Annotated in this window: 11 protein-coding genes; 5 read left to right on the top strand and 6 right to left on the bottom strand. The window is 70.5% G+C overall.

The annotated features are described in order from the left end of the window. From CR470_RS41390 to pgl, 5 genes are all read left to right on the top strand, one after another. On the top strand, nucleotides 1–170 hold a 170-nt coding region (locus CR470_RS41390), incomplete at its 5' end, for a transketolase-like TK C-terminal-containing protein (RefSeq protein WP_179892426.1). 33 nt (nucleotides 171–203) lie between these two features. After that, a complete protein-coding gene (gene tal / locus CR470_RS30650) occupies nucleotides 204–1,322 on the top strand; it encodes a transaldolase (protein WP_097870746.1) in 1,119 nt (372 codons plus the stop codon). Between the two features lie 5 nt (nucleotides 1,323–1,327). Beyond that, a complete protein-coding gene (zwf, locus tag CR470_RS30645; RefSeq protein WP_097870745.1) occupies nucleotides 1,328–2,860 on the top strand; it encodes a glucose-6-phosphate dehydrogenase in 1,533 nt (510 codons plus the stop codon). Further along, on the top strand, nucleotides 2,857–3,897 hold the full coding sequence (opcA, locus tag CR470_RS30640) for a glucose-6-phosphate dehydrogenase assembly protein OpcA (protein ID WP_097870744.1): 1,041 nt from the start codon (nucleotides 2,857–2,859) through the stop codon (nucleotides 3,895–3,897). The genes zwf and opcA overlap by 4 nt, the downstream gene beginning before the upstream one ends. Then, nucleotides 3,894–4,676 carry a 6-phosphogluconolactonase gene (gene pgl / locus CR470_RS30635; protein ID WP_097870743.1) on the top strand — a complete coding sequence of 261 codons (783 nt, stop codon included), beginning with the start codon at nucleotides 3,894–3,896 and terminating at the stop codon, nucleotides 4,674–4,676. Before opcA ends, pgl begins: the two co-directional genes overlap by 4 nt. Before the next feature lie 5 nt (nucleotides 4,677–4,681). Here pgl and CR470_RS30630 read toward each other — a convergent pair whose 3' ends face one another. The 6 genes from CR470_RS30630 to CR470_RS39830 all read right to left on the bottom strand — a co-directional run. After that, complete coding sequence (locus tag CR470_RS30630; RefSeq protein ID WP_097870742.1) at nucleotides 4,682–5,554, bottom strand: barstar family protein; 873 nt, start codon at nucleotides 5,552–5,554, stop codon at nucleotides 4,682–4,684. A 171-nt stretch (nucleotides 5,555–5,725) separates the two neighbouring features. Beyond that, nucleotides 5,726–6,952, bottom strand: coding sequence for a cytochrome P450 family protein (locus tag CR470_RS30625; protein ID WP_218923792.1), 1,227 nt, complete (start codon nucleotides 6,950–6,952; stop codon nucleotides 5,726–5,728). After that, nucleotides 6,952–8,028 carry a hypothetical protein gene (locus CR470_RS30620; RefSeq protein WP_097870741.1) on the bottom strand — a complete coding sequence of 359 codons (1,077 nt, stop codon included), beginning with the start codon at nucleotides 8,026–8,028 and terminating at the stop codon, nucleotides 6,952–6,954. The genes CR470_RS30625 and CR470_RS30620 overlap by 1 nt, the downstream gene beginning before the upstream one ends. A gap of 134 nt (nucleotides 8,029–8,162) precedes the next feature. Continuing rightward, nucleotides 8,163–8,948 carry an ABC transporter permease gene (locus CR470_RS30615; RefSeq protein ID WP_097870740.1) on the bottom strand — a complete coding sequence of 262 codons (786 nt, stop codon included), beginning with the start codon at nucleotides 8,946–8,948 and terminating at the stop codon, nucleotides 8,163–8,165. Beyond that, nucleotides 8,945–9,958, bottom strand: a complete 1,014-nt coding sequence (locus CR470_RS30610) for an ATP-binding cassette domain-containing protein (protein ID WP_097870739.1) — start codon at nucleotides 9,956–9,958, stop codon at nucleotides 8,945–8,947. The genes CR470_RS30615 and CR470_RS30610 overlap by 4 nt, the downstream gene beginning before the upstream one ends. Nucleotides 9,959–10,085: 127 nt before the next feature. Beyond that, the coding region (locus CR470_RS39830; RefSeq protein WP_097870738.1) for a hypothetical protein at nucleotides 10,086–10,966 on the bottom strand (881 nt) is incomplete at its 5' end.

Below are 10,966 nucleotides of genomic sequence, written 5' to 3'. Positions count from 1 at the left end.
CGGGCATCGGCCTGACCTGGCACCGCTACGTCGGCGACGCCGGCCGCATCATCTCGCTGGAGCACTTCGGGGCCTCGGCCGACGCGAAGGTCCTGTTCCGCGAGTTCGGTTTCACCGCCGAGAACGTGGCCGCCGCCGCCCGGGAATCCCTCGCCGCCGCCACACGCTGACGCCTTATATACGACTAGTAGGAGATGCAACCCATGACAGACGCACTCAAGCGCCTCTCCGACGAGGGCGTGGCGATCTGGCTCGACGACCTGTCGCGCAAGCGGATCACGTCCGGCAACCTGGCCGAGCTGATCGACCAGAGCCATGTCGTCGGCGTCACCACCAACCCGTCGATCTTCCAGAAGGCGATCTCGCAGGGCGACGGTTACGAGCAGCAGCTCACCGACCTCGCCGCCCGCCGGGTCACCGTCGAGGAAGCGGTCCGCATGATCACGACGGCGGACGTCCGCGACGCCGCCGACATCCTGCGCCCGGTCTTCGACGCGACCGGCGGCCAGGACGGCCGGGTCTCCATCGAGGTCGACCCGCGCCTGGCGCACAACACCCTGGCCACCGTCGCCGAGGCCAAGCAGCTGGCGTGGCTGGTCGACCGGCCGAACACGCTCATCAAGATCCCGGCGACCAAGGCCGGTCTCCCGGCGATCACCGAGACCATCGGCCGGGGCATCAGCGTCAACGTGACGCTGATCTTCTCGCTGGAGCGCTACCGCGCGGTCATGGACGCCTACCTGGCGGGCCTGGAGAAGGCGAAGGCCGCGGGCCTGGACCTCTCCAAGATCCACTCGGTGGCGTCCTTCTTCGTGTCCCGCGTGGACACCGAGATCGACAAGCGCCTGGACGCCATCGGCTCCGACGAGGCGAAGGCCGCCAAGGGCAAGTCCGCCCTGGCCAACGCGCGCCTGGCCTACGAGGCGTACGAGGAGGTCTTCTCCTCCGACCGCTGGGCCCCGCTGGACAAGGCGCAGGCCAACAAGCAGCGCCCGCTGTGGGCCTCCACCGGCGTCAAGGACCCGTCCCTCAAGGACACCCTGTACGTCGACGACCTCGTCGCCCCCAACACGGTGAACACCATGCCGGAGGCGACCCTGGAGGCCGTGGCCGACCACGGCGAGATCACCGGCAACACCGTCACCGGCGGCTACGACCAGGCACGCGCCGACCTCGACGCGATCAAGAAGCTCGGCATCTCCTACGACGACGTCGTGCAGGTGCTGGAGGACGAGGGCGTGGAGAAGTTCGAGGCGTCCTGGACCGACCTGCTCAAGTCGACCGAGGCAGAGCTCAAGCGCCTCGCCCCCTCGGAGGGCTGACCACTTTGTCTGCTGTTCCCGGAGCCAACCCGCTCCGTGACGCACAGGACCGACGGCTCCCGCGTATCGCGGGGCCGTCGGGCCTGGTCATCTTTGGCGTCACGGGCGATTTGTCCCGTAAAAAGCTGATGCCCGCCGTCTACGACCTGGCCAATCGCGGCCTGCTGCCGCCGGGCTTCTCACTCATCGGCTTCGCGCGCCGCGACTGGGAGGACGAGGACTTCGCCCAGGTCGTCCACGACGCCGTCAAGGAGCACGCCCGTACGCCGTTCCGCGAGGAGGTCTGGCAGCAGCTCATCCAGGGGATGCGCTTCGTCCAGGGCAACTTCGACGACGACGAGGCGTTCGAGACGCTGAAGTCGACCATTCAGGAGCTCGACAAGGCGCAGGGGACGGGCGGCAACTTCGCCTTCTACCTCTCCGTGCCGCCGAAGTTCTTCCCCAAGGTCGTCCAGCAGCTGAAGAAGCACGGCCTGGCCGACCAGAAGGAAGGCTCCTGGCGGCGCGCCGTCATCGAGAAGCCCTTCGGCCACGACCTGGCCAGCGCGCAGGAGCTCAACCAGCTCGTGCACGACGTCTTCCCGCCCAACGAGGTCTTCCGGATCGACCACTACCTGGGGAAGGAGACGGTCCAGAACATCCTGGCGCTGCGGTTCGCCAACACGATGTGGGAGCCGATCTGGAACCGGTCCTACGTCGACCACGTGCAGATCACGATGGCCGAGGACATCGGCATCGGCGGCCGGGCCGGCTACTACGACGGCATCGGCGCCGCCCGTGACGTCATCCAGAACCACCTGCTCCAGCTACTGGCGCTGACCGCGATGGAGGAGCCCGGCTCCTTCCACCCGAAGGCCCTGGTCGCCGAGAAGCTCAAGGTGCTCACCGCCGTCGAGCTGCCCGAGGACCTCGGCAAGCACACCGTGCGCGCCCAGTACGAGCACGCCTGGCAGGGCGGCCAGGAGGTCCTCGGCTACTGCGAGGAGGAGGGCATCGACCCCAAGTCGACGACCGACACCTACGCGGCGATCAAGCTGACGATCAACAACCGCCGCTGGGCGGGCGTGCCGTTCTACCTCCGCACCGGAAAGCGGCTCGGCCGCCGGGTCACGGAGATCGCGGTCGTCTTCAAGCGCGCGCCCTACCTGCCCTTCGAGTCCGGCGCCACGGAGGAGCTGGGCGGCAACGCCCTGGTCATCCGGGTCCAGCCGGACGAGGGCGTCACCGTGCGCTTCGGCTCCAAGGTGCCCGGCACCTCGATGGAGGTCCGGGACGTCACGATGGACTTCGCGTACGGCGAGTCGTTCACGGAGTCCAGCCCGGAGGCGTACGAGCGGCTCCTCCTGGACGTCCTGCTCGGCGACGCCAACCTCTTCCCGCGCCACCAGGAGGTCGAACTCTCCTGGAACATCCTCGACCCCATCGAGGAGTACTGGGACACGCACGGCAAGCCTGCGAAGTACGCGGCCGGCACCTGGGGCCCGACCGAGGCCGACGAGATGCTCGCACGCGACGGACGGAGCTGGAGGCGGCCATGAAGATCGATCTCACGGAAACCACGTCCAGCAAGATCAACCAGGCGCTGGTGTCGGCCCGCCGGGCCATCGGCACCCCCGCCATCGGCATGGTGCTCACGCTGGTCATCGTCACCGACGAGGAGAACGCGTACGACGCGCTCAAGTCGGCCGGCGACGCCTCCCGCGAGCACCCCTCGCGGATCATCGCGGTGATCAAGCGGGTCAGCCGCTCGCCGAGGGCCCGCCGGGACGCCCGGCTCGACGCCGAGGTCCGGGTCGGTTCCGACGCGGGCACCGGCGAGACCGTCGTCCTGCGCCTGCACGGCGAACTGGCCAACCACGCCCAGTCGGTGGTCCTTCCGCTGCTGCTGCCGGACGCCCCGGTCGTGGTGTGGTGGCCCGAGGGCGCGCCCTCCGACCCGGCGAAGGACCCGCTGGGGGCCCTCGCCCAGCGCCGGATCACCGATACCTACTCGGCCGAGCGCCCCATCGAGGCACTGGCGGTACGGGCGGCGACATACAGTCCGGGCGACACCGACCTGGCCTGGACCCGGATCACACCGTGGCGCTCCATGCTGGCCGCGTCGCTGGACCAGCAGCCCGCCGAGGTGATCGGCGCGACCGTCGAGGGCGAGAGCGACAACCCGAGCTGCGAGCTGCTCGCCATGTGGCTCGCGGACCGGCTCGGCGTCCCGGTGGAGCGCATGGTCTCCGAGGGCCCCGGCCTCACGGCGGTCCGGATGGAGACGAAGAACGGCGTGATCGTCCTCGACCGCGCCGACGGCACGCTGGCCACGCTCTCCATGCACAACCAGCCGGACCGCGGGGTGGCGCTCAAGCGACGCGACACCGCCGAGCTGCTGGCGGAGGAGCTGCGGCGGCTCGACCCGGACAACACCTACGCGTCCGCGGTGAAGTTCGGCGTCGACCGGCTGCACGCGGGCGGCGAGGTCAAGGCCGCGCCGGTCGAGAGCGCCGAGGAGAAGGCGGACAAGGCCGCCGAGGCCAAGGCCCCCGCCGCGAAGAAGGCCCCGGCCAAGAAGGCGGCTTCGAAGTGACGCCTCCCCAGCTGGTCGTGCACCGCGACAAGGAGCTGATGGCGCAGGCCGCGGCGGCCCGGCTGATCACGAAGATCGTGGACGCCCAGGCCTCCCGGGGCCACGCCTCGGTGGTGCTGACCGGCGGGCGCAACGGCAACGGCCTGCTGGCCGCGCTCGCCGCCGCGCCCGCCCGGGACGCGATCGACTGGGCGAGCCTGGATCTGTGGTGGGGCGACGAGCGGTTCCTGCCCGAGGGCGACCCGGAGCGCAATGTCACCCAGGCCCGCGAGGCGCTGCTCGACTCGGTGCCACTGGACCCGGCCCGGGTGCACGCGATGCCCGCGTCCGACGGCCCGTACGGCGATGACGCGGACGCGGCGGCAGCCGGTTACGCCGCCGAACTGGCCGCCGCCGCGGGCCCCGGGGACCATGGCCCGGTGCCCACGTTCGACGTGCTGATGCTGGGCGTCGGCCCGGACACGCATGTGGCCTCGCTCTTCCCGGAGCTGCCCGCGGTACGGGAGACCGAGCGCACCGTCGTCGGTGTGCACGGGGCTCCCAAGCCGCCGCCGGTCCGCGTCTCGCTCACGCTGCCGGCGATCCGCGCGGCCCGCGAGGTGTGGCTGCTGGCGGCGGGCGAGGACAAGGCGGAAGCGGCGGCCATCGCACTGTCCGGGGCCGGGGAGATCCAGGCCCCGGCGGCAGGGGCGTACGGCCGGAGCCGGACCCTGTGGCTGCTGGACGCGGCGGCGGCCTCGCAGCTGCCGCGCGCGCTGTATCCGCGGGCGTCGGCCTGAGCGTTTTACGCCCCGAAGGCCCGGACCGCTTCTGCCGAGCGGGCCGGGCCTTCGGCGTAGAAGCCCGCCCTCAAGGAGCGGTGCGGATCATCCCCCAAAGACAGCTCGGTCTCCACGGCGCACTCCTCGAACAGAGCGAGGACGCTCTCGGTGAAATCACTGCCCAGCGCCTCGCGGGAGGCCGCGAAGTTCCGCCACACCAGTCGGAACGGAGCCGCTCCGTCGCGCCGCATGGTCCGAAGACAGTCGTAGACCGCGTCGCGGTTCGAGCCGAAGTAGCCGCCGGGCCCGTTGACGGCTTCTCCCAAGGCGCAGTAGAAGCCGCCCCTCGTGGTGAATCCGGAGCCGTCGAGGACCGCCGTCCCGCCGGTCTCGTAACGCGTCGCGTTCCGTCCGGAGTCGAACCAGGCGGTCTGCACGACGTGCAGCCAGCTCTCGTGCCGGTCGGACGGGTAGCGGGCCCATTCTCCGCGCTCGACGGGTCGACCCGCGGCCCATTGCCGCCACATCTCCCCCGCCCGGGGGTACTCGCAGGTGTGCCCGAAGGTGTAGTCGAGGTCGGGGCGGTCCTCGACGGACGACACGAGTTCGTGCCGGAACGCGGCGCACACCCTCCCGAGGTAGTACGCCCCGATCGTTCCGCCCTGCCGGTCGACGACCTGCAGCTCGGCTTGCTCGGTCTTCCGGCGGGCACGGCCGACCTGGTGCGTTCGTACGAAGGTGACGGTCTCCGGCGGCTCCCGGTCCTCCTCCACGAAGTAGTGCAGAAGATCTTCGGCGGCGATCAGAACCTCTCCGGACTCCTGATCGACAAGTCGATACAGAACTTCCTGCGCATCGTCCTGCGAAGCGTCGATGCCTTCACTCTCGGGGCTCATGCGTAATCGTTCCGTTCCATGGGGAAAGCCGCGGCCGCGCGACGCCTTCGTACAGCCTGCGGCATAGCAGGCTCGCCCCATGGTGCAGGTCGGAACCGTGGCGATGACCGGGTCGCCGGTTCGGCCGTGGCCCGGACCCGGGTGTTCCCGGGTCCGGGCCGCGGCCGACGGTCAGAGGACGACCGGCAGGTGGGTCACGCCGCGGACCAGCAGGCTCGGCCGGTACTGCAGTTCGGCCGGGTCGACGGCGAGGCGGAGGTTGGGGAAGCGCTCCAGCAGCGCGCCGAGCGCGACCACGCTCTCCACCCGGGCCAGCGGCGCGCCCAAGCAGTGGTGGACGCCGTGGCCGAAGGCCAGGTGGCTGCTGTGGCCCGAGCGGCCCGTGTCGAACTCCTGCGGGCGCTCGACGTACCGCGGGTCGCGGTTGGCCGCTCCGAGGGCGGCGAGCACCGACTCCCGCGCGGGGATGGTGACTCCGCCGATTTCCACGGGCTCCGTGGTGTAGCGGAACGTGGCCAGGTGCGACGGTGTGTCGAAGCGGAGCACCTCCTCCACCACGGCTGCCACCGACGCGGGATCGGCGCGCAGCCGGTCCCATTCGGCCGGCCGCTGGAGCAGGGCGATCACGGCGTTGCCGATCAGACTGATGGTCGACTCGTGACCCGCGCCGAGGAGCAGGAAGATCATGGAGAGGAGCTCGGACTCCGACAGCCTGTCCTCGCCGTCGGTGACCGTGATCAGCTCGCTGATGATGTCCTCAGCGGGGTTCTCCCGCTTGCTGGCCACGATCTTGACGAGGTAGTCGATCAGCGAGGAGGCCGCCGACTGGGCCTCCTCCGGGTCGGTGACATTGGTGACCGAGTCGAACCAGCCGTGGAAGGTCTCCTGGTCCTCCGGCGGGATGCCGAGCATGCCGCAGATCGTGGCGGTGGTCAGCGGAACCGCCAGCGCCTGGACGAGGTCCACCTCCTGGCCCTCCGTCAGCTTGTCGAGGAGCTCGGCGGCCAGCTGCTCGACGCGCGGCCGCAGGGCCTTCGCGGGCCGGGCGGTGAACGCCTTCGCCACCACCTTGCGCAGCCGGGTGTGCTCGTCCCCGTCGCTGTTGAGCATGTGCCGGGTGAGCACCGTGCTCGGGTCGAGGGAGCCCTCCTCCGGCTCCGGCGGCGGGCCGCCCGCCCCCAGGATGTCCATGGCGTACAGCGGGTTCTTGTGCACGGTGGGGTCGGTCAGGATCTGCCGGACATCGTCGTAACGGGTGACGACCCAGGTCTGGGGGCCACCCGGGTACATCGTCATCCTGACCGGCCCCTGGTCGATCAGCTGGGCGAAGAGGGGATGGGGGTTCGCTATGAATTCCGGGTCCATGAGAGTGCGCGGCACGGCGCTGGACTCTGACATCAGGAACTCTCCTCAGGCGGAAGCCCGCGGTGCCCGTCGCAGTGGGCACACGCACCGCGGGTGCGGTAGTGATACATAAAGGCCGCCGCGCACAGGGTCGCGCCCCAGGCGGCGAACGTCAGATACGTGATGTAGAAGCCGAGCGGCTCCATTTCCCCCATGCGTTCGGCGGAGAGTTCGTGGACCCCGGTGACGTTCGCGGTCATGGCGACCGTGCCCAGCACTCCGTACGGCGTGAGCGCGGCCGCCACCACCAGGGGCGGGATCATCGCGAGCAGCCGGGGAACGGCGCGGCCGCCGAGCAGCGGAATCCAGCGCGGGAAGGCCTCGCCCCAGGACATGACCAGACCGAGGGTGAGCACGGAGCCGGCGACGGTGAGCAGCGCGAGTACCCACAGGGCGGGTGCGGTGTCGGGGGCGCTGAGATCGGCAGCGCCCTTCTCCGTGACACCGAACGCCACGTCCATCGCCCAGAGCACGTGCGGCAGGGCGAATCCGAGGGTGGGCACGGCGACGGCCGCGTACCCCGCGGCCTTCTCCCAGCGGCGCCGCTGCCCGCTGCCGCCGCCGAAGCGTCCGCAGTGGCCGCAGGCCTTGTGCAGTCGCCTGCGGTACGAGACCGCGGCCCCCACGAAGAGCGCTCCGCCGAGCACGGCGAACAGCTTCATCAGGAAGGGCGGCCAGTCGATGGCGTCGAAGTGCGCGGTGAACACACTGGCCAGATCGAGGGTGAGGGTGCCGGGTGCGACAGTGAGGAAGATCGCGGCGAAGGCCCAGAGCGCGTTGCCCGCGAGGCCGGGGCGCACGGTGCCCGGCCTGACCCGTACGGTCGCCAGCGCCGCGACGGCTGCCGCCGCGCACAGGGCGGCGAGCCCGCCGTAGAGCACCCACGGCACGTCGATGTCACCGAACGGTCTGCCCCAGTCGCTGCCCAGCGCCCAGGAGAGGACGAACGCTCCGTAGACGAAGGCCCAGCCGGCGGCTGCGGGCGCGACCCGTTCCGCCCACCATGGCGCCGAGGGAGACGGTGCCGGCTGCTGGGGGTCAGTGGCGGTGACGTCCTGGGTTACGCGCATGTTCCGTCCTCGGTGGAAATGGATGCCGCAGCAAGGTGCTCGCTGCTCTCACCTTGCCCGCGGACCGAATCGGCGGGCATCCGGCCAGACGATGAACCTTCTCCCCCGTGCGGGGGAGAAGGAATGCGACAGGATCAACCGACGGCCTTGCGATAGGAGCGCAGCGCGAGCGGAACCACGATGGCCAGCAGGAGCAGCATCGATCCGAAAGCGACGGGAATGGGATGCTGCGCGGGAAAGGAATCGCTGGCGGCGGCTCCGGGATTTCCCCACAGCTCGCGGCAGGAACCTGCCACCGCGCTGACCGGATTCCATTCGGCTACGGTACGCAGCCAGCCGGGCAGCCCGGTGAGCGGGATGAAGGCCGACGAGAGGAAGGCCAGGGGGAACGTCAGGACGAATCCGACCGAGTTGACGGCCTCCACACTGCGGAGCGCCAGCCCGATCCAGCAGCCGATCCAGGACATCGTGAGTCCCATGAGAAGCAGCAGTCCGAACCCCGTCAGGCCGTTGAGGATTCCCTCGTTCATGCGCCAGCCGATGGCATAGCCGACGCCCCCCATCACCACACAGGTGATGGCGGCCAGTGCCATGTCCGAAACCGTACGGCCGATCAGCACCGACACCCGGGAAATGGGCAGCGATCTGAATCGGTCGACGAGACCGTTGTTCAGGTCTCCGGTGACCCCGAGGGCCGTCGTCTGGATTCCGGAGAGCATCATCTGCACGAAGATGCCCGCCATGATGAACTCCCGGTAGCTTCCGTTCGGCACCTCCATGGCGCTGCCGAACAGGTAACCGAAGAGCAGAACGTACGCCACCGGCATGAGGGTGACGCTCAGCAGTTTGGTGGGCACCCGGCGGATGTGCCGCATCTGGCGGCCGACGAGTGCGCCGGAGTCGCTCAGCACGCCGATCATGCGGCTGCCCTCTCCTGGGTGGGTTCGGTGGTGGCCGGGTCCGTGGCCGGATCCTTGGCCGGCTCGCTCCGGTCGGACCTGCCGGTGAGCGAGAGGAAGACATCGTCGAGGGACGGCCTGCGGACGGAGAAGTCCTGGACCTCGACCCCCGCGGCCTCCAGGGCCGCGGCGGCCGCCGTGATGCCCCGTACGCCTCCGGTGAGCGGAATGGTGATCCGCCCCTCGGTCTCCTCCACGACGATCCGGTCGTCCGGCGCGACCTTGGCCAGTGCTTCCGCGGCGAGCCCCAGGTGGGCCACGTTCGCCGTGGACACCTCCAGACGTTCGCCGCCGACCGTGCGCTTCAGTTCGGCGGGGGCTCCCTCGGCGATGACGCGCCCCGCCTCGATGACGGCGATGCGGTCGGCCAACTGGTCGGCCTCTTCCAGGTACTGCGTGGTCAGCAGCACGGTGACACCGCGTGCGACCTGGTCCCTGACCATGCCCCACAGGGCGATCCTGCTGGCCGGGTCGAGGCCGGTGGTCGGCTCGTCGAGAAAGATGACCTGCGGCTCCGAGAGGAGGCTCGCGGCCAGGTCGAGCCTGCGGCGCATGCCTCCGGAGTAGGTGTGGCTGGGCCGGTCCCCCGCCTCGGTCAGATCGAACTGATCGAGGAGTTCGGCCGCCTTCGCCTTGGCACCCTTGCGGCCGAGGCGGTGGAGACGGCCGATCAGCGTCAGGTTCTCGCGTCCGGTGAGCAGTTCGTCGACGGCCGCGTACTGACCGGTGAGACCGATCCTGCGGCGCACCTCGCCGGGCTGTGCGGCCACGTCGAACCCGGCGACCCTGGCCCTGCCCCCGTCCGCCGCGAGCAGCGTGGTGAGCACCCGGACGGCCGTGGTCTTACCCGCGCCGTTGGGGCCGAGAACGCCCAGGACCGTTCCCGCGGGCACCGAGAGATCGATCCCGCGCAGGGCTTCGTGTCCGCGATATCGCTTCCGCAGCCCCTCTGCTTCTATGGCAACGTCCACCAACAACCTCACTCGATAAAGGACATAGCGGGGTGGGGTTCCGGGAGACGACCCGGTCCCGCTGCCAGAAAAACAGTTCAAGCCGCCGATTGGACGCTCGGCCGCCCGTGCTGGCAGGAAACTGCCGTCAGCCGGAGAGCCCGCACCTGCGGCAGGCACCACGTGTTCGGTAGTGGTAGACGATGGCGGCGGCGCCCAGCGACACGCCCCAGGCGAAGAAGGTCGCGTACGTCAGCTGGTTGCCGAAGTGCTCGATGCCCTCCAGCTTTCCCTCGGCGGGCCGGACCAGGCCGAGGGCGTAGCCGATCGTGGCCACGATTCCCCACAGCCCGTACGGCGTCAGCGCGGCCGCGGCCAGCAGGGGCGGCCCCATCACCAGCGCCTTCGGCAGTTTCCGGCCGCCGATGAACGGCACCGCGGCGGGGACCTGTTCGCCCCACGGCCGTACCAGGGCGAGCGTGGCGACTCCGGCGGCCGCGGCCACCGCGCCGAGTGCGGCCACCGCCACCGCCAGCCCCGGCCTGCTGAGCTCGTCGGCGTTCTCCTGCGGGATGCCGAAGGGCACCCCGAGCGCCCAGAGCCAGTGCGGCACGGCGAAGCCGAGCAGGGGCAGCACCGCCGCCGCGTACCCGATCCAGTCCACGCGCGGCCGGGGCCCGGTACGCCCCGGGCTGCGGCCGCAGTACGCACAGGCCTCCCGGACGCGGCGCTGGTGGGCGAGGACCGAGAGCCCGAACACCGCACCGCCCGCGACCAGGAACACCCGGTGCAGGAAGTCCGCCCACTCGATGTCGTCGAGATGCAGCGTGACGACCCCGGCCAGATCGAGGATGAGCGTGCCGGGGCCCGCGGCGAGCAGCAGTGCGCACGCCCCCCAGCCGACCACCGGCTGCAGGCCGGCGGGGAGCACCCTGTCCTGCGGTCTGACCGTCGCGAAGGCCGAAGCCGCGGCGGCGGCGCTGGCGGCGGCGACGGCGAGGTCGGTGCGGGCACCGCCCGGGCCCGCAC

Source organism: Streptomyces sp. rh34 (assembly GCF_002551245.1).
Taxonomy (GTDB): domain Bacteria; phylum Actinomycetota; class Actinomycetes; order Streptomycetales; family Streptomycetaceae; genus Streptomyces.
The sequence above is the reverse complement of the archived record's forward strand: the minus strand, read 5'-3'. Positions and strand labels throughout refer to the sequence as shown.

Excerpts from the sequence above, each read along its gene's own strand:
- tal (WP_097870746.1), top strand. The coding sequence starts at position 204 with ATGACAGACGCACTCAAGCGCCTCTCCGACGAGGGCGTGGCGATCTGG.
- opcA (WP_097870744.1), top strand. The coding sequence starts at position 2,857 with ATGAAGATCGATCTCACGGAAACCACGTCCAGCAAGATCAACCAGGCG.
- CR470_RS30630 (WP_097870742.1), bottom strand. The coding sequence starts at position 5,554 with ATGAGCCCCGAGAGTGAAGGCATCGACGCTTCGCAGGACGATGCGCAG.
- CR470_RS30625 (WP_218923792.1), bottom strand. The coding sequence starts at position 6,952 with ATGTCAGAGTCCAGCGCCGTGCCGCGCACTCTCATGGACCCGGAATTC.
- CR470_RS30620 (WP_097870741.1), bottom strand. The coding sequence starts at position 8,028 with ATGCGCGTAACCCAGGACGTCACCGCCACTGACCCCCAGCAGCCGGCA.
- CR470_RS30615 (WP_097870740.1), bottom strand. The coding sequence starts at position 8,948 with ATGATCGGCGTGCTGAGCGACTCCGGCGCACTCGTCGGCCGCCAGATG.